We start from the raw sequence: 18,802 nt of genomic DNA on the forward strand, positions 1-18,802 counted from the left end.
ATATCACCGGGCCTCATTGTTCATCCAGCGCTGTTTGGATTCCTCCAGATGCGAATGCATCATCGCCTGGGCAAGCAGCGGATTGCGCGCCTCCAGCGCCGCATAGATCGCCTCGTGCTCGGCAAGCGCGAAACCCCAGGTCTCGGGTGTTTCGAAACGGACGCGGATCTGCGCCGAGAGCGGGCTGTGCCGTTCGTCGAAAAGGTCGCCCACGATATGCGCCAGCACGGAATTTCCCGACTGGCCGGCAATCGTCAGATGGAAAAGCCGGTCAAGATCGAGCGGCTTGCGGCCTTCGGCGATCTCCGCCCGCATCTGGTCGAGCGTCTGGCGCAGCGATTTGAGCCCATCCTGGGTGATCCTCGCCGCCGCCAAAAGGATGACCGCGCCTTCGACGGCGGCACGCGCCTGCATCAGTTCCAGCGGGCTCTCACCCATGGAGCCGGTCTGCCACGGGCGCCTATCCGGCTCGGCCGTCACATAGATGCCGGAGCCCATGCGGATTTCGACACTGCCATCGATTTCGAGCGCGATCAGCGCCTCACGCAGGGAGGGGCGCGACACGCCGAGTTGCTGGGCCAGTTCCCGCTCCGCCGGCAGGCGCGCACCCGCCGGAAACTGTCCCGCCTGAATGAGGGACCGGATCTGGTCGGCAATCTGCTGATACAGCCGCCGCGGCTCAGCCGCCTTGATGGATTCGTTCATGGATTTCGTCATCCCGAATATTTGGCCTTACCATAAGCCCACCGACCGAACAGAGCAAGGCGCAAATCATATAACTGAAATACCGTAACTTTTCCTGTTTTCAGGTCAGAAAGCCCCCATCAGTCAGCAACCATTCCGCTGCTTGAATAAAAATTGGCTTGACCACTTTTCTCCTGAGGGTTACCCATTAAGCAACGCCAGCGGGAGGAGCCGAGGGCGGATCGGGCCATCCGGGCCTCGGGAGGAGATCATGGAAAGCAGGCCCGCCGAGCCACGCCAGAGCGCCCATAGGCCCGCCATGACGGCGGGGCCTGCGCTTTCGGCTTCCGGCGAGCCGCTGCTCCGCCTCGACAATATCAGCAAGGAATTTCCCGGCGTCCGGGCGCTCTCCAACGTGCATTTCGATCTGCGGCGTGGCGAGGTGCATGCCGTCTGCGGCGAGAACGGCGCCGGCAAATCGACGCTCATGAAGATCATCAGCGGCGTCTACCAGCCGAGCGCCGGCACGATCATCTACAAGGGCGCGGAACGACACTTTTCCTCCACTCGGGACTCCGAAGCCGCCGGCATCGCCATCATTCACCAGGAGCTCAACCTCGTTCCGCATCTCACGGTCGCCGAGAACATCTATCTCGCCCGCGAACCCCGCCTCGGCTTCATGGGGCGCGGCTTTCTGGTCGACCGGAAAAAGCTGCGGGCAGATGCCAGACGCTGCCTCGACCGGCTCGGCGTCGACATCGATCCGGGCCGGCCGGTGCGCGGGCTTTCCGTTGCGCAATGCCAGATGGTCGAGATCGCCAAGGCGCTGTCGCTCGACGCAGAGGTTCTGATCATGGACGAGCCGACCTCCTCGCTCACCGAGCAGGAGACGCGGCTTCTCTTCAAGGTCATCCGCGACCTGAAGGCTTCCGGCGTCGGCATCGTCTACATCTCGCACCGGCTCGACGAGATGGCCGAGATCGTCGACCGGGTCACGGTGCTGCGCGACGGGCGCTACATTTCCACCGACGATTTCGCCGCCACCACCGTCGATGCGATCGTCTCGAAAATGGTCGGCCGGTCGCTGGACGAAAAATTCCCGGACCGGACCTCGACCCCGAGCGACGAGATCGTCCTTAGCGCCGAGGGCCTCAGCCGCGCCGGAACCTTCCGCGACGTCTCCTTCACGCTCCGCCGCGGCGAGATCCTGGGGTTTGCCGGCCTGATGGGCGCCGGTCGCACGGAAGTTGCCCGCGCCATATTCGGCGCCGATCCGCTCGATGCCGGCACGGTCACGTTGCACGGTCAGGCTCTATCGATCACATCGCCACGCGATGCGATCGCCGCCGGTATCGCCTATCTCTCCGAAGACCGAAAAGCTCAGGGACTGGCGATCAAGATGCCGGTCGACGCCAACATGACGCTCGCCAACATGGAGGCCGTCTCCAATCGCTTCGGGCTGATCGATTTCGCAAGACAAGCCAAGGCGGCGAACGACTACGTCAACCTTCTCAACATCCGCACGCCCTCGATCAGGCAGCCGGTGCGGCTTCTTTCCGGCGGCAACCAGCAGAAGATCATCATCGGCAAGTGGCTATTCCGCAAATCGAAAGTGCTGTTCTTCGACGAACCGACGCGCGGTATCGACGTCGGCGCGAAACTGTCGATCTACCGTATCATGGACGCGCTCGCGGCCGAAGGCATCGGCGTCGTGCTGATCAGTTCCGAACTGCCGGAAATCCTCGGCATGACGGATCGCGTCGCGGTCTTCCACCAGGGCCGCATCACCGGCGTGCTCGAGACGAAGAAGACGACCCAGGAAGAAATCATGCGATATGCCTCCGGCTACGCGCGGTCGGCAGGATGAGGGACGACATGGCCGAAATCACCGAAGTTTCCAAGCAGAAGGGCGTCTCGCTCAGCGACCGGCAGAAGGACATCATCCAGAAGTTCGCCGCACTCGGCAGCCTGTTCGTGCTGATTGCCGTCTTTTCGCTGACCAGCAGCGCCTTCTTCACCCTCAACAACGGCATGACGATCGCACTGCAGGTGACGTCGATCGCACTGCTCGGCATCGGCGCCACCTGCGTCATCATCACCGGCGGCATCGATCTTTCCGTCGGCTCGGTGCTGGCGCTGTCCGGCGTCGTCGCGGCGCTGGCGGTCAAGGATTTCGGCACGCCCATCTGGCTCGGCATGATCGCCGGCATCCTGACCGGAACGATCTGTGGCTTCATCAACGGCATGCTCGTCACCAAGATGCGGCTTCCGCCTTTCATCGCCACGCTTGGCATGATGCTGATCGCCCGCGGCGTTGCGCTGCAGATCACCGGCGCCCGCGCGGTTTCCGGCCTTGGCGAATCCTTCGGCGAACTCGGCAACGGCTCTTTCCTGCGCGTGGTCAATATCGGCGACGACGGGTTTCCGACCGTCGTCTTTCCGGGCATCCCCTATCCCGTCATCCTGATGGTGGTGATTGCGATCGCTGTTTCCCTCATGCTGAACCGCTCGGTGCTCGGTCGGCATATCTATGCCGTCGGCTCGAACCCGGATGCCGCGCGGCTTTCCGGCGTCAACGTCACCCGCATCGTCAGCTTCACCTATGTGCTGTCCGGCACGCTCGCCGGTCTCACCGGCTGTGTGCTGATGTCGCGCCTCGTCACAGCCCAGCCGAACGAAGGCGTCATGTACGAACTCGACGCCATCGCCAGCGCCGTCATCGGCGGCACCTCGCTTATCGGAGGGGTCGGCACGATCTCGGGCACGGCAATCGGCGCCTTCGTCATCGGCATCCTGCGCAACGGATTGAACATGAACGGCGTCTCCGCCTTCACGCAGCAGATCATCATCGGCCTCGTCATCCTGGTCACCGTGTGGATCGACCAGCTTCGAAATCGCCGTTGAGAGGGGTGCGGACCCGTTTCCGCAAGACTTCAGGGAGTGAGGAGCTCTCTCGAAAACCGGCCGGTCAGGCCATCAAGAGGAGGAAGACAAATGAGAAAGCTTGCTGCCGCACTGCTGACATCCGTGATCGCGCTCGCCGCCGTTCCGGCCCAGGCCGACGAAATCGCGGTCATCGTCAAGACCGTCAATTCCACGTTCTGGCAGAACGTCCAGAAAGGCGCCGATGCCGCCATGAAGGCCGGTGGCGGCGACAACACCATGACCTTCCAGGGGCCTGCCGCGGAATCGGCCATCGCCGACCAGGTGAACATGGTCGAGAACGCCGTCAACCGGAAAGTTTCCGGCATCGTGCTGGCGCCTTCCGATCCGGATGCGCTCGTCCCCGCCGTCAAGAAGGCCTGGGAAGCCCGCATCCCGGTCGTGATCGTCGACTCGATGCTCTCCAAGGATGCCGAGCAATATTATCAGTCCTTCCTCGCCACCGACAACAAGAAGGCGGGTGAGCTTGCCGCCCAGGCGCTGATCGACAAGGTCGGCACCGAAGGCAAGATCGCGGTCATGTCCTATGTGGCGGGCGCCGGTTCCGAAATCGGCCGCGTCGGCGGTTTCACCGACTATATCAAGGCGCATTCCAAGCTTCAGATCGTCGGCCCGTTCTATTCGCAGTCCCAGATGGCCACCGCACTCAACCAGACGACCGACGTGCTGGCCGCCAATTCCGACCTCAAGGGTATTTTCGGCGCCAACGAACCGACCGCAATCGGCATGGGCCGCGCGCTGAAGCAATCCGGCAAGGCGGGAAAGGTCGTGGCGATCGGCTTCGACGGAAACCAGGATCTGCAGGAATTCGTCAAGGACGGCACGCTGTCGGCCATCGCGGTGCAGGGCTCGTTTCAGATGGGCGAACTCGGCATCCAGACCGTGCTCAAGATCATGAACAAGGAGAAGGTCGAGAAATTCGTCGATACCGGCGTCTTGGTCGTCACCAAGGACAATATCGACAAGCCGGAAGCCAAGAACGTCCTCTACTGAGCCGCCTCCTGCGGACACGCATCGTCAATGATGCGTGTCCCTTATTGCTTATCCAGGGATTACACCGATGCACGTCGCCGACCGCCGAAAGCTGCCCAACGCCACCGTCGAACTGACCGTCATGGGGCTCGGCTGCGCGCAGATGGGCAATCTTTACCGCAAGACCTCCTACGAAGAGTCCGCCGGCGCGTTCAAGGCGGCCTGGGATGCCGGCATCCGCTATTACGACACGGCGCCCTTCTACGGCTACACGCGTTCGGAACGCCGGCTCGGCACCATGCTGACCGACCTCGATCGCGGCGACTATGTGCTCAGCACCAAGGTCGGCCGCGTCATGGTGCCGGACGAAACGGTCGACCCGGAAGAGGATGGCTACATCGCGCCGCTGTCCTTCCGCCCGGTCTATGACTACACCCATGACGGCATCATGCGCTCCTTTGAGGCGAGCCAGCAGCGGCTCGGCATCCTGAAACCCGATATCCTCTATGTGCACGACATCGGCAGCATGACACACGGGGATAGGCACCTGCACTATTGGGAGCAACTGACCGACGGTGGCGGCTTCCATGCGCTCCGCAAGTTGCGTGAGCAGAACCTCACCAAGGCCATCGGCCTTGGCGTCAACGAATGGGAGATCATTCGCGACGCCATGGGGGTTTGCGACATCGACGTCGCGATGCTCGCCGGGCGCTACACGCTTCTCGAACAGCGGAGCCTTGCCTTCATGGGCGAATGCGCAAAGCGGGGCGTCGGCATCGTCGTCGCCGGTCCCTTCAATTCCGGCCTGCTCGCCGGCAACCGCAAATTCAACTACACGGACGCGCCAGCCGAAATCCTGGCGCAACTCGACACCCTCAACACGGTCTGCGAAGAAGAGGGCGTGACCCTGCAAGCGGCTGCGCTGCAATTTCCCCTCGCCCATCCCGCTGTAATGACCATCGTCTCTGGCGCCCGCACCGCCGAACAGATCAAATCCAATGTCGACTGGTTCTCCGAAAGCATTCCGGCATCGTTCTGGGTTCGGCTGAAGGAGCGCGGGTTGATTGCCGAAGGGGCTCCCATTCCACGGGAGGAGGCCTGAGATGCGGATAGACGCCCACCAGCATTTCTGGCGGATCGCCGACCGGGCCGGCCAATGGCCGCCACCGGAGCTTGCCGCCATCCATCGGGACTTCACGCCGGAAGACATGCGGCCGCTTCTTGCCGACGCCGGTGTGGACGGCACCGTTCTGGTCCAGACAATGGAGAACGAGGCCGATACCGCTTTCATGCTGGACCTTGCGGACAGGACGCCCTTCATCCTCGGCGTTGTCGGCTGGACCGACATGAAGGCTTCGGATGCACCTGCAAAAATCACCCGGCTGGCGCGGCATCCGAAGCTGAAAGGCTTTCGCCCGATGCTGCAGGATATTTCGGACGACCGCTGGATCGACGATCCGCGCCTCGATCCCGCGGTCGTCGCGATGATCGAACAGGGCCTTGTCTTCGACGCACTCGTCCTGCCGCGCCACCTTGAGCCTTTGCTTGCATTCGCCCGACGCTATCCGAACCTGCCGATTGTGATCGATCACGGCGCCAAGCCCCCCATCGTGGAGGGCCGCATTATCGGCTGGCATGTCCATATGAAGGCGCTCGCGGAACTGCCGCATGTTCATTGCAAGCTTTCCGGCCTGCTGACGGAGGCAGGCGACCAGAGACCACAGGCAGTGCGGCCTTACGCGGAAACCATCCTCGATCTATTCGGCTCGGAACGGGTCATCTGGGGCAGCGATTGGCCGGTTCTGCGGCTGGCAGGCGAATACGGCACCTGGCTCGATCAATGCCTGGACATCGTGCCTGCCGAACATCATGCGGCGGTCTTCGGGGGCAATGCCAACCGCTTCTATCGGCTTGGAGTGTAAGTATATGCTAACTATAATCTGCGACGCGCCCGGCAAGCTCAGCGCCATCAACCGCCCGAAGCCTGCCCGCGGCGAAGGCGAGGTGCTGGTGAAGCTCCGCCGCATCGGGGTTTGCGGCACGGACCTGCATATCTTCACCGGCAACCAGCCCTATCTTTCCTATCCGCGGGTCATGGGACACGAGCTTGCGGCGACCGTCGAGGAAGCGCCCGCCGGCAGCCACCTTTCGCCGGGCGATACCGTTTCGATCATTCCCTATATTTCCTGCGGCCGCTGCCATGCCTGCCTGAAGGGCAAGACCAATTGCTGCCGCACCCTCGGCGTGCTCGGCGTTCATCGCGACGGCGGCATGAGCGAATATCTCAGCCTGCCGCAGGAATTCGTCTTGAAGGCCGATGGGCTTTCGCTCGACCAGGCCGCCATGGTGGAATTCCTGGCGATCGGCGCCCATGCGGTGGCCCGCGCCCGGGTCGAACCCGGTCAGAAGGTTCTGGTGACCGGCGCCGGGCCGATCGGCCTCGCCGTGGCGATCTTCGCACTGCTCGATGGCGGCGACGTAACGCTGCTTGACGGCCGGACCGATCGGCTCGATTTCGCCCGACGACATCTCGGCATCACGTCGATCGTGCAGCTCGGCGCCGAAGACGAGGCTCAGCTTTCGACCGTGACCGATGGCGATTTTTTCGATGTGGTCTTCGATGCCACCGGCAACCCCAAGGCGATCGAACGCGGTTTCGGCTTCGTCGGCCATGGCGGCACCTATGTGCTGGTCTCCATCGTCTCAAGCGACATCACCTTCTCCGATCCGGAATTCCACAAGCGCGAGACCTCCCTGCTCGGCAGCCGCAATGCGACACGAGTGGATTTCGAGCGCGTCATGCAGGCCATGCGGGAGGGCCGAATCCCCGCGGCGCTGGTCACCCATAGAATGACGCTGGCGGATGTGCCGGAACGTTTTCCGAGGCTGACCGATCCGGCGGCCGGCGTGGTCAAGGCGCTGGTGGAGGTCTGAGGAGGAAATGATGCAACGCATGGGCATGCTGATCGGCGTCGAACCGCATATGATCGCGGAATACAAGCGGCTGCACGCCGCCGTCTGGCCGGAAATTCTCGACCTCATCAGCCGCTGCAACATCAGGAACTACACGATCTTCTTGCGCGAACCGGAGAACCTGCTCTTCGGCACCTGGGAATATCACGGCACGGATTTCGAAGCCGACATGGCGGAAATGGCGGCCGATCCGAAAAATCTGGAATGGTGGTCCTTCACCATCCCTTGCCAGAAGCCGCTTGCGAGCCGCAAAGAGGGTGAATGGTGGGCAATGATGGAAGAGGTCTTTCATCTGGATTGAGGATTCCTCAATCAGACTGACCGGCCACACCACGAACCGAGGACATGACATGACGACCAGACTGGATGGAAAGACCGTACTCGTGACCGCCGCGGGCCAGGGCATCGGCCGCGCGACCGCGCTCGCCTTCGCCGAGGCTGGAGCGACCGTCCATGCGACCGACATCAACGAGGCCCTGCTCGCGGAACTTCCGAATATCGGCCATCTCACGACCGCCCGGGTCGACGTGCTGGACGATGCCGCGGTCAGGGCTTTCGTCGAGAAGACCGGGACGATCGACATTCTCTTCAACTGCGCCGGCATGGTGCATGCCGGCTCCATCCTCGACATGAAGGATAGCGATCTGGACCTCGCCATCAACCTCAACGTCAAATCCATGGTGCGCACCATCCGGGCCGTGCTGCCCGGCATGCTGGAGAATAAGGAGGGCGCCATCATCAACATGTCCTCCGTCGCCTCCAGCATCAAGGGCGTGCCGAACCGCTTCGCCTATGGCGTCACCAAGGCGGCCGTGATCGGGCTCACCAAATCGGTCGCCGCCGACTATGTGACGCAGGGCATCCGCTGCAATTGCATCTGCCCCGGTACGGTCGAAAGCCCCTCTCTTCAGGACCGCATGAAGGCGCAAGGCGACTACGAGGAAGCACGTGCTGCCTTTATCGCCCGCCAGCCGATGGGCCGGCTCGGGACGCCGGAAGAAATCGCCGACCTCGCCGTCTACCTTGCCTGCGCCACCTATACGTCAGGTCAGGCTTACGTAATCGACGGCGGCTGGACCATCTGAATACACGAGAGACCCCAACACGAGAGCCCCATGACCCGCATCACCGATCTCCGCGTCTTCGACCTGCGTTTCCCGACATCGCAAAGCCTCGACGGCTCCGATGCCATGAATCCGGACCCGGACTATTCGGCGGCCTATGTCATTCTCGACACCGATCGCGACGGTCTTGCCGGCCATGGCCTGACCTTCACGATCGGCCGCGGCAACGACATCTGCTGCATGGCAATCAAGGCGATGCGGCATCTGGTGGTCGGCCAGGAACTCGAGGCCTTCGCGGCAGCGCCCGGAAAGTTCTGGCGGCATCTGACAAGCGACAGCCAGCTTCGTTGGATCGGTCCCGAGAAGGGTGCGATCCACCTTGCCACCGGCGCGGTCGTCAACGCCTTCTGGGACCTTTACGCCAAGGAGCGCGGCAAGCCGGTCTGGCAGCTCGTCTCCGAGCTCTCGCCGGAACAGATCGCCGATATCGTCGACTATCGCTACCTCACCGACGTTCTCACCCGCGAGGATGCGCTGGCGATCCTGAAAAGGGCCGAAGCCGGCAAGGCGGAGCGGATCGGGACGCTGAAGCGCGAGGGTTACGCCTGCTACACGACCTCCGCCGGCTGGCTGGGATATCCGGAGGAGAAGCTGCGCCGCCTCTGCCGGGAAGCCGTCGATGCCGGCTTCAACCACGTCAAGATGAAGGTCGGCCGCGATCTCGAAGACGACATCCGGCGGCTGACCATCGCCCGCGAGGTGATCGGCCCGGACCGTTACCTGATGATCGACGCCAACCAGGTCTGGGAAGTCGGGCAGGCGATCGACTGGGTGAAGAAACTCGCCTTCGCCAACCCCTTTTTCATCGAGGAGCCGACCAGCCCGGACGACATCGCCGGCCACCGCAAGATCCGCGAGGCGATCGGCCCGGTCAAGGTCGCGACCGGCGAGATGTGCCAGAACCGCATCATGTTCAAGCAGTTCATTGCGGAAGGCGCGATCGACATCGTGCAGATCGATTCATGCCGGATGGGCGGTCTGAACGAGGTGCTGGCGGTGCTGCTGATCGCCGCGAAATACGGCCTGCCCGTCTGGCCGCATGCCGGCGGCGTGGGCCTCTGCGAATATGTTCAGCACCTGTCGATGATCGACTATGTCGCCGTATCCGGCACCAAGGACGGAAGGGTGATCGAATATGTCGACCACCTGCACGAGCATTTCGTCGATCCCTGCGTCATCAAAAATGCCGCCTACATGCCGCCGGTGCGGCCCGGCTTCTCGATCGAGATGAAGCCGCAGTCGATCGCCGATTACACGTTCAGGGGTTAGAGTTTTTCGAGTTCCGCGTTCACCAGCGCACGCCAGGCGCGGTTCTCGACCAGGGCCTGCGGAAACAGGCCCGGAATTGCGAAGAACGGCGCCGAAGGATCATTCGGCATCGCTTTCGCCGCCGCGGCCTTGAGCTCGGCGGCGCGCGGATCGTTGATGTCGCTTATCTTCATCAGATAGGCCATCCAGACCGCCGATACGTAAGCGAATGCCGACGCATCCTTGCCTTGAGCAAGCTCTTCCACGGCCGGCACCATGATCCGCTGAGGCAGTTTCTGCGATCCGTCCATGGCGACCTGGCGCGTCAGATGGGCGATGCCGGGATTGGAGAAGCGCTCGATGAGTTCGTCCTGATAGGCGGAGAGATCGATGCCGGGGACCGGATCGAGCGTTTCCAGAACCGCCGCCATGTGCCGCCGGACTCTTTCACGGTATTCCGGCACGGCGATCACGTCGCGGATATAGGTGAGGCCGTGAAGCTGCCCGAGATAGGCCATCATGGAATGGGAGCCGTTCAGGAGCCGGAGCTTCATCTTCTCGTAGGGCTCGACATCGCCGACGAAAAGCGCGCCGCCGGCTTCCCATTTCGGCCGGCCGGAGACGAAGCGGTCTTCGATGACCCATTGCAGGAACGGTTCGGTATCCAGCGCCAGCTTGTCTTCCGCGCCGAGCAGCTTTTCGGCGCGGGCGCGGGTTTCCTCCGTTGCGGCGGGGACGATACGATCCACCATGCTGCAAGGGAAGGCGCCCTCGCCGGCGATCCAGGTGGCGAGCGCCGGATCGCGGCTGCCGGCCATCTCGATCGTGAGCCGCCGGACGATGCGGCCGTTGGTCGGCAGGTTGTCGCAGCAGAGAACCGTGAACGGCGGCAGGCCGGCGGCATGGCGGCGCGCCAGGCCTTCCACGATATAGCCGATCACCCCGACGGGGGCGGTGGGGTTGGCGAGATCGGCCACGACGGCTTGATGGTTGCGGTCGAGGCCGCCCGAAACCGGATCGTAGCCATAGGCCTTTTCGGTCACCGTCATGGTGACGATCCTGATCGCCGGATCGGCCATCAGGGACAGGATTTCCTCCTGGTCCTCCGTGCCCGACAGCCCCTGCACCACCGAACCGACGACCCGGGCGCTGTCTCCCGCGGCACTGCGGGCGATGACCGTATAAAGCCCGTCCTGCGCCCTCAGGTCATGGACGATATCGACCGAGCGTAAGCTGACGCCGACAATGCCCCAGTTCCCGAACTCCTCCGCCAGAGCCGCGTCCGTATAGACCGCCTGATGCGCCCGGTGGAACGCGCCAAGCCCTATATGGACAATACCGGGCTTTAACGAAGCACGGTCATAGGCAGGCTTTATAACATGGGCCGGAAGGGGGGTGGACGCGGTAAGACGCTGCATTTTTGATCAATGATGCCCGAGACTTCGTGGCATCCTCCCGTTTGGAACCGAAGCAGTGATAGCCTCCGCCGGACGGGAGGGTCAACGTCATACTTGCGACATTGGGGACCTTTTCTCCTTCTCCCCGCGGTGCTTGAGAATGCCGCCGGCGACCTTATTTCAAATGATGCAGCTTCTCACCCGCAGGAGACGAAAATGACCGCGCCGCACCCTTCCAAGACGCATATCGGCAACCACAAGCTCCATCCCGAAACGCAGATGCTGAACTACGGCTACGATCCGGAGCTTTCCGAAGGGGCGGTCAAGCCGCCGGTCTTCCTCACCTCCACCTTCGTGTTCAAATCGGCGGAAGAGGGCCGCGACTTCTTCGATTTCGTCTCCGGCCGCCGCGAGCCGCCGCCCGGCACCGGCGCGGGCCTCGTCTATTCCCGCTTCAACCATCCGAACAGCGAGATCGTCGAGGACCGGCTGGCGGTCTACGAGCAGACGGAAAGCTGCGCGCTCTTTTCCTCCGGCATGTCGGCGATCGCCACGACGCTGCTGGCCTTCGTCAAGCCGGGCGACAGCATTCTCCACTCGCAGCCGCTCTATGGCGGCACGGAAACGCTACTTGCGAAAACCTTCCTCAACCTCGGCGTCGCGGCGGCCGGATTTGCCGACGGGGTCAACGGGTCGTCGGTCACCGCCGCCGCGGAAGAGGCGATGGCGAAAGGCCGCGTCTCGGTGATCCTGATCGAGACGCCGGCCAACCCGACCAACAGTCTGGTCGATATCCCGCTGATGCGGAGCGTGGCGGAGGCGATCGGCAAACGGCAGGGCCACACGCCGGTGATCGCCTGCGACAACACGCTGCTCGGCCCGGTCTTCCAGCGGCCGATCGAGCATGGCGCCGATATCTCGCTCTATTCGCTCACCAAATATGTCGGCGGCCATTCGGACCTGATCGCCGGGGCGGCGCTCGGCTCCAAGGCGGTGATGAAGCAGGTGAAGGCGCTGCGCGGGGCGATCGGCACGCAGCTCGATCCGCATTCCTGCTGGATGCTCGGCCGTTCGCTAGAAACGCTGTCGATCCGCATGGAAAAGGCGAATGCCAATGCGGCCGCGGTCGCCGAATTCCTGCGCAGCCATCCGCGGGTGGAAAAGCTGCACTACCTGCCCTTCGACGACCCGCAATCACCGACCGGAAAGGTCTTTTCGCGGCAATGCAGCGGCGGCGGCTCGACCTTCTCCTTCGATATCAAAGGCGGGCAGCCGGCCTCGTTCCGGTTCCTCAACGCCTTGCAGATCTTCAAGCTGGCCGTGAGCCTCGGCGGCACGGAATCGCTTGCCAGCCACCCGGCGACCATGACCCATTCCGGCGTGCCGGCGGAAGTGCGCGAAAGGATCGGCGTGCTCGACAGTACCATCCGGCTTTCGATCGGCATCGAGCACCCGGACGACCTGATCGCGGACCTGACCATGGCGCTCGACAAGGCCTGAGCGGGGGGCGTGAACAGGGAGGCGGACGGTCGACCAGGGCTGTCATGCGTCATCTGCTCCCGTCCGCTGCCGGCCATCATATTTGGGCTCGTCGTCCTCCGTCCTGCCGCTTAACCGCCTCATGCCGTCCAACACCTCCTGCTGGCAGGCCCCGCCAGGGCCGACACAGGGCGGAAAGCCCTCGTGGTAACGCGGCTCGTCGCGATATTGCGCCTCCGTGAGAAAGCCCCTGCAGGCCCTGGCGCGGCGGCAGGACGAAAGATCACAGGTCTTCCAGAAGCCGAGATAGGTCGTGAAATACTGGGTGAGCTTTTGCCATTCGCGCGATTTCTGGCGCTCGGAGAGCCGGTTGAATTCACGGTGGGTCATCCACGGAAATTTGAGCGAATTCTGCTCCTCTTCCCACAACCGGCATCTTTCTTCCTCACTCATCCGCATGGCTTCCAGCCTCCTTCAGGCACGGGGCTGCGTTCACGCAGCCGGCTTCGGCCCTCGTGCTCAACTTCAAATCTCGCTATTCCCGGCGAACCGGGCCTGCCCTTGTCCAATCGGAGAGCCCACACGAATGCGGAACCTCGATTGATTTTAGTATGTGGCTCCGCATTCGCGTGGCCTTCGGCGTTCTTTCGGGGTGTCCAGCCCCTACAGGTGATCATCTCGCCTCGCTGCGTGGCCTTGTTCAGGCCACTTGCACGGCTCAACCGAACCTGACCCGGCGGCCAGGGGGAGGCTTGATAGGGAGAAGTCCGGTTTCCCGTTCCGCTCCCATGGCTTTCACCTCTTCCACCCTTCCCGCACGTTACGGTTCCGATGGAAGCGCCGGCTTCCGCCTGCCCGCAAACGTCTCGCGAAACACTCCGGCGACGGAAGCGAGGAGATTGTAGGCATGGGAAAGGAGGGCGGGGATGAAGAACGGCGATTTTTCCTGCCGATTTCTTTCAAGGCTTTGATTTACCTTGTCACCCCCCTCTGCCCTGCCGGGCATCTCCCCCACAAGGAGGGAGATCGGATGGACGCACCGGCTTCCCCAGCCAAGCAACGTTCCACTCAGGAGGTGCTTGAGAGGTGGGAAATCCGAGCCGCTTGTGATCTCCCCACCTGTGGGGGAGATGGCCGGCAGGCCAGAGGGGGGCTTATTGGAAAAACGGGAATGATGAAGGATACCCTCAATCGCTGCCGCTGCGCACCTCTTCCACCGCAAGCGAACCTTCAGGCAACGGCCGCAGCAGTTCGCTTTCCGGCTTCGTCAGATGCAGCCAGTGGCGCCAGTTTTCCGGCCGCAGCACCACGATCTGCCGGTTGTGGATGGGTGCCACATCCGGACCCGGCGCGGTGGTCAGCATGGTGAAGGCGGGCGGCTGGTTTCCCTGCCCCTCTCTCCAAAGCCCGGCGATGGCTATGAACGGCGCATCGTTCAGCGTGAAGCGGTGTTTTGCCTTCGGATATTTCGTGCCGGTGAATTCGAAGAAGGCCGAGGCCGGGATGAGGCAGCGGCGGCTTGCCGCAAAGCTGCGGCCCTCGGAGCGAAAGTTGAAGACCGGCCCACCCTTTCTCTTTCCCCCTTTGGCCTCCGGCGGCGGAAAACCGAAAGTCATCGGGAAAAGCTCGACCGCCTCGCCCTCCGCCAGCCGCATCACCGGGCCGGTATCGCCGATGCGGATGTCATGGGCCTGAGGCAGCGCGAGTTCCGTCTCGTGCGGCGGGACGCGGAGATCGATCGCCTCCATGGCCTTGCGGTATTCGGCGTAGCGGATGTGTTGTTCGTAGTCGTTGCACATGGGGGAGAAGGTAGGGCGGGGGTGGGTGAGTGGGGAGACGTCCGAAAATGCGATCGCCTTAACCCACGTTAGGCAGGTATCAGTAAAGTAACCCCACCAGTCTCCTTTGGCTAAGCTCACAGGGTCGACGTTGAAGTTAACGCAGATTCAAGTAAGGTTCTGTTCTAAGGTTGGGGGTGATATTGAGGGCAGGTGCTAATTGGCGCCCGACTCGGATCGAGCGGGTGAACCGAGTGCTTTCGACGAGTACTAAGCCGTTACATGTGATGACGGACGAAGGAGCGGCTCTCGTCAAGTACATGGGAAACCGCGCCGGTCTGGACGCTCTCGTTTCCGAACTGCTTGCGGGTGAATTGGCTGGTAAAGTTGGGCTGCGAACCCCCGACTTTGCGGTTGTCGATATACCAATCATAGAAACCAGTGATCCCTTTGTAACTGTTCAGCCTGGGCCGGCATTCTTCTCTCGTTGGGAGCAAGCGCAGAGTTTGGCACCGAATTCCAAGCTCCTGGCGAGCTTACGCGACCCCGGCGACGTATCCCGATTGGTAGTTTTTGATACCTGGATAAGAAACAAAGATAGGTTCGCTGATGATCCCAATGGGACTTTGCTGAACTACGACAACATTTTATTCAAAGCAGATAAACGCAAGACGCAGTTGCTTGTTATCGACCATAGCCACGCATTCGCCGAAACTTCGCTGGAGGCAGAGATGCACGATGATTGGGCAACTGAGCGAGTGGTTTATGGCCTCTTTAACGAATTTCTACCAATGCTAAAGCGGAGCGATGTGAAATCGGCAATCGACACGGTCTTGGCTTTGGCTATTGAGGAGATAGAGACTATATGTCAATCAACACCAGTTCAGTGGGGCATCACAGCTGCCGTCGCCGACCGAATAGCTGAGCTGTTGGTCAGAAGAGCAAACTTGATGAGCGAATGGATGCCCGACGCTATTTTCGCTCAGTTAGAACTCGATTTTGATGGAAAGGAGGAGTGATATGGAAGCGATAAGAATGCTCTATTCAATTATCCAGTTCAGCCCTTTTCCCGAACGATTCGAATACGTCAACGTAGGCATCGTTGTTGTTGATGCCCACAACAAAGCGGCCATCAAGCTCGCTGATGATGTTTCGCGAGTGAAGAAGTTCTTTGGCGAAATCAACGCCAGCTTTCTAAAGAGTGCCCTCCACGATTTTTCTCAAAGAGTTGTCCTTTACCTATCAAAACAGGACGCAGGATCCTTGCGAATTGAGGAGTTCAACTCCAAGCGGGCCGACCTCTTCAGACTGACTCCGTTAAACGCGGTTGCGGGTAGCAAGGCGGAGATAGTTGTAGAGCGTTTGTTCAGCGAGCTTGTGGCTTGGCACGCGAATGCAAAGAAAGTGGAGAGGATCAATACTCTTCTCACAACTGCATTCCAAGAAGCGGGCGTGCTTTCCCTTCTCGATAAGCGGCCGGCTCCAGTACATATCGATCAGTATGGCGTTGATGTACAAGCTGACTACGGATATCAAAACGGCGTCTACAATCTGATTGACGCTGCTCGTTTCGATAGTCCGCAGCGAGGTCTCGCCGAGGCCGGCAAACGAGTGCTCGAAGGAAAAGCGATTTCCGAGATGCTCGGGAAACGCCTTATCGTGGTGGGAGACTTCGGCACTCAGTCTGATCGAGTTGTTGATACCTTGCGAGCCGACTTCGAGAGCGTAGGAGCTAAGCTCTTTCGCCTTGAAGAAGTTGATGATCTCTCGAACGAAATCCGCCGAGCGCTACATTGACGCATTTCACCGGATATCGTCATAGGGGTCAAGCTGAGCCCCTTCGGGCTCAGCCCTAATACTCCGTCTGGTTAGAAAGCGGCCTCACGCCGCCTCCCTCGCCTTCCCATACGGGTCGAACCGCCCGTAAAACGTCTCGCCCTTCGCGGCCATGTCCTTCAACAGCTCCGTCGGCTTGAAGTGCGGTCCGTAGGTGGCCGCCAGCTTCTCGCAGAGGGCGACAAAGTTCTTCACGCCCATGCCGTCGATGTAGGAGAGTGTGCCGCCGGTATAGGGGGCGAAGCCGAAGCCCAGGATGGAGCCGACGTCGGCTTCGCGGGGGTCGGTGACGATGCCTTCTTCCATCGTGCGGGCGGCTTCCAGCGCGATCGTCACCAGGAGGCGCTGTTTCAAGGTGTTGACGTCTACCTCCTCGGCCTTCTTCTGCGGGTAGAGCGTCTTCAGCTCCGGCCAGAGATATTTTCTCGCGGGTTTGGCCGGGTATTCGTAGAAACCCTTGGCATTCTTGCGGCCGCGGCGGTCGAAGACGTCGACCATCTGGTCGATCAGCGCCATATGCTCCGGCTTGACGGCATTGGGGCCGAGATCGGCGATCGAGGCCTTCATGATCTTCTGGGAGAGATCGACGGCGACCTCGTCGTTCAGCGACAGCGGGCCGACCGGCATGCCGGCCATTTTCGCGGCGTTCTCGATCATCGCCGCCGGCACGCCCTCGATCAGCATGTCATAGGCTTCGTTGATGTAACGGAAGACGCAACGGTTGACATAAAAGCCGCGGGTGTCGTTGACGACGATCGGGGTTTTCCTGATCGCCGCGACGTAATCGAGTGCGGCGGCGAGCGCCCTGTCGCCCGATTTTTCACCGAGGATGACCTCGGTCAGCATCATCTTTTCGACCGGCGAGAAGAAATGCACGCCGATGAACTGATCGGGGCGCTTCGAATTTTCCGCAAGGCCGGTGATCGGCAGGGTCGAGGTGTTGGAGGCGAAAATGGTGGTTTCCGGGATCACCGCTTCCACCTGTTCGATGACCGCCTTCTTGACGGCGCGGTCCTCGAAGACCGCCTCGACGACGAGCGAAGCATCGGAAAGTGCAGCATAATCCGGCGTGGGCGTGATCAGCGAGAGCAGCTTTTCGCCCTCTTCCTTTGTCATCCTTCCCTTACCGATGGAATCCGCCACCAGCTTTTCGGAGACGGCCTTGCCCTTGTCCGCGGCTTCCTGATCCCGATCGATCAGGGTGACGGGGATGCCGGCGGCGGCCGTGACATAGGCGATCGAGGCGCCCATGAAGCCCGCCCCGACGACACCGACCTTTTTGAACTCCGTCTTCGGGATACCGGCAGGACGGCGGGCGCCCTTGCCGAGTTCCTGCATGGAGACGAAGAGCGAGCGGATCATCGAGAAGGCCTCGGTGGTCTGCAGAACCTGCGTGAAATAACGCTGCTCGACCTTCAGGGCCGTGTCGAAGGGAAGCTGCAGGCCTTCATAGACGCATTTGAGGATCGCCAGCGCGCCCGGATAATTGCCGCCGGTCTCGCGGCGCAGGATCGCGGGGGCTGCCGGGAAGAGCTGGGCCGCGGCAGGGGTCCATACGCCGCCGCCCGGCGCCTTGAAGCCCTTCTCGTCCCAGGGGGCGACGGGTTTCAGGCCGTCCTTGATCATCTGCTTCGCGGCCGGAACGAGCTGGTCCGGCTCGACCACCTGATGGACGAGGCCCATGGCCTTGGCGCGCTGGGCCGTCAGCGAGGAGCCGGTGGTCATCATCTGCAGGGCGTCCTGGGCGTTCGCCAGACGCGGCACGCGCTGGGTGCCGCCGGCGCCCGGGAAGATGCCGACCTTGACTTCCGGAAGCGCAATCTTGACCGATTTCGAATTGGCGGCGACGCGGCCATGGCAGGACAGCGCAAGCTCGAAGGCGCCGCCCATGCAGGTGCCGTTGACGGCGGCAACCCAGGGCTTGCCGCAGGTCTCGACCTTGCGCCACAGCCAGGACATGCGGCCGGCGGCATCGAAGAGCTTTTTCACCGCGGCTTGCGGGTCCCTCGCCTTTTCCTCGGCGAGCATCGAGAACATCGACTTGATCATGGTGAGATCGGCGCCGCCGGAGAAGGACGATTTTCCGGACGTGAAGACCACGCCCTTGACGGCGCTATCCGCGACCGTGGCGTCGACGATCTGTTCGATCTCGTCCATCACCTCCTGGGTGAAGACGTTCATCGACTTTTCCGGCATGTCCCAGGTGACGAGTGCAATGCCGTCGGCGTCGGTTTCGACGGTGAAGTTGTTGTAGGTGCTCATGGCGGGATTTCCTCTTCCCTTGAAATCTATCGGCCGTTCCGCTTCCTTCGTCATGCTCGGGCTTGTCCCGAGGATCCACCACCGTGGTTAGATGCTCGACAAGCCC

Annotated in this window: 17 protein-coding genes; 12 read left to right on the forward strand and 5 right to left on the reverse strand. The window is 61.8% G+C overall.

Going from position 1 to position 18,802, the window contains the following annotated elements; genetic code table 11:
- Positions 1–3: 3 nt before the first annotated feature.
- A complete protein-coding gene (locus ABK249_RS02400; RefSeq protein ID WP_348862090.1) occupies positions 4–705 on the reverse strand; it encodes a FadR/GntR family transcriptional regulator in 702 nt (233 codons plus the stop codon).
- Between the two features lie 298 nt (positions 706–1,003).
- Between ABK249_RS02400 and ABK249_RS02405 the strand changes: the two genes are divergently transcribed.
- The 9 genes from ABK249_RS02405 to ABK249_RS02445 all read left to right on the forward strand — a co-directional run bounded on the left by ABK249_RS02405 (position 1,004) and on the right by ABK249_RS02445 (position 9,965).
- Positions 1,004–2,551 (forward strand): sugar ABC transporter ATP-binding protein, encoded by a 1,548-nt coding sequence (locus ABK249_RS02405; protein WP_348862315.1) that lies wholly within the window; start codon positions 1,004–1,006, stop codon positions 2,549–2,551.
- 8 nt (positions 2,552–2,559) lie between these two features.
- A complete protein-coding gene (locus tag ABK249_RS02410; protein WP_037158900.1) occupies positions 2,560–3,588 on the forward strand; it encodes an ABC transporter permease in 1,029 nt (342 codons plus the stop codon).
- Positions 3,589–3,678: 90 nt separating this feature from the next.
- The gene (locus ABK249_RS02415; RefSeq protein WP_348862091.1) at positions 3,679–4,620 is read left to right on the forward strand and encodes an ABC transporter substrate-binding protein; all 942 of its coding nucleotides are present in this window, start codon (positions 3,679–3,681) and stop codon (positions 4,618–4,620) included.
- A gap of 67 nt (positions 4,621–4,687) precedes the next feature.
- The gene (locus ABK249_RS02420) at positions 4,688–5,701 is read left to right on the forward strand and encodes an aldo/keto reductase (RefSeq protein WP_348862092.1); all 1,014 of its coding nucleotides are present in this window, start codon (positions 4,688–4,690) and stop codon (positions 5,699–5,701) included.
- Position 5,702: 1 nt separating this feature from the next.
- Entirely contained in the window at positions 5,703–6,521 is an 819-nt protein-coding gene (locus tag ABK249_RS02425) for an amidohydrolase family protein (protein WP_037158909.1), read from the forward strand.
- Between the two features lie 4 nt (positions 6,522–6,525).
- Positions 6,526–7,533, forward strand: a complete 1,008-nt coding sequence (locus ABK249_RS02430; protein ID WP_348862093.1) for a zinc-binding alcohol dehydrogenase family protein — start codon at positions 6,526–6,528, stop codon at positions 7,531–7,533.
- A gap of 10 nt (positions 7,534–7,543) precedes the next feature.
- Positions 7,544–7,873 carry an L-rhamnose mutarotase gene (locus ABK249_RS02435; protein ID WP_348862316.1) on the forward strand — a complete coding sequence of 110 codons (330 nt, stop codon included), beginning with the start codon at positions 7,544–7,546 and terminating at the stop codon, positions 7,871–7,873.
- A gap of 49 nt (positions 7,874–7,922) precedes the next feature.
- The gene (locus ABK249_RS02440; RefSeq protein ID WP_348862094.1) at positions 7,923–8,657 is read left to right on the forward strand and encodes an SDR family oxidoreductase; all 735 of its coding nucleotides are present in this window, start codon (positions 7,923–7,925) and stop codon (positions 8,655–8,657) included.
- Between the two features lie 30 nt (positions 8,658–8,687).
- The gene (locus ABK249_RS02445; RefSeq protein WP_348862095.1) at positions 8,688–9,965 is read left to right on the forward strand and encodes an L-fuconate dehydratase; all 1,278 of its coding nucleotides are present in this window, start codon (positions 8,688–8,690) and stop codon (positions 9,963–9,965) included.
- Here ABK249_RS02445 and ABK249_RS02450 read toward each other — a convergent pair.
- A complete protein-coding gene (locus ABK249_RS02450) occupies positions 9,962–11,362 on the reverse strand; it encodes a mannitol dehydrogenase family protein (protein ID WP_348862096.1) in 1,401 nt (466 codons plus the stop codon). The two genes, ABK249_RS02445 and ABK249_RS02450, sit on opposite strands and share 4 nt — an antisense overlap.
- 195 nt (positions 11,363–11,557) lie before the next feature.
- Here ABK249_RS02450 and ABK249_RS02455 point away from each other — a divergent pair, with 195 nt between their 5' ends.
- Positions 11,558–12,841 carry a cystathionine gamma-synthase family protein gene (locus ABK249_RS02455; protein WP_348862097.1) on the forward strand — a complete coding sequence of 428 codons (1,284 nt, stop codon included), beginning with the start codon at positions 11,558–11,560 and terminating at the stop codon, positions 12,839–12,841.
- A gap of 42 nt (positions 12,842–12,883) precedes the next feature.
- On the opposite strand, the gene ABK249_RS02460 is transcribed toward ABK249_RS02455, so the two are convergent.
- Complete coding sequence (locus ABK249_RS02460) at positions 12,884–13,273, reverse strand: hypothetical protein (RefSeq protein WP_348862098.1); 390 nt, start codon at positions 13,271–13,273, stop codon at positions 12,884–12,886.
- A gap of 734 nt (positions 13,274–14,007) precedes the next feature.
- Entirely contained in the window at positions 14,008–14,619 is a 612-nt protein-coding gene (locus ABK249_RS02465) for an SOS response-associated peptidase (RefSeq protein WP_348862099.1), read from the reverse strand.
- Between the two features lie 233 nt (positions 14,620–14,852).
- Here ABK249_RS02465 and ABK249_RS02470 point away from each other — a divergent pair, with 233 nt between their 5' ends.
- Together ABK249_RS02470 and ABK249_RS02475 are read left to right on the forward strand one after the other, a co-directional pair.
- A complete protein-coding gene (locus tag ABK249_RS02470) occupies positions 14,853–15,617 on the forward strand; it encodes a HipA family kinase (protein ID WP_348862100.1) in 765 nt (254 codons plus the stop codon).
- Position 15,618: 1 nt separating this feature from the next.
- Positions 15,619–16,395 (forward strand): DUF3037 domain-containing protein, encoded by a 777-nt coding sequence (locus ABK249_RS02475; RefSeq protein ID WP_348862101.1) that lies wholly within the window; start codon positions 15,619–15,621, stop codon positions 16,393–16,395.
- Between the two features lie 84 nt (positions 16,396–16,479).
- On the opposite strand, the gene ABK249_RS02480 is transcribed toward ABK249_RS02475, so the two are convergent.
- Positions 16,480–18,696 (reverse strand): FAD-dependent oxidoreductase, encoded by a 2,217-nt coding sequence (locus tag ABK249_RS02480; protein ID WP_348862102.1) that lies wholly within the window; start codon positions 18,694–18,696, stop codon positions 16,480–16,482.
- Between the last annotated feature and the right edge of the window lie 106 nt (positions 18,697–18,802).

The sequence above is a fragment of the Neorhizobium phenanthreniclasticum genome, assembly GCF_040066075.1.
Lineage (GTDB): Bacteria > Pseudomonadota > Alphaproteobacteria > Rhizobiales > Rhizobiaceae > Neorhizobium > Neorhizobium petrolearium.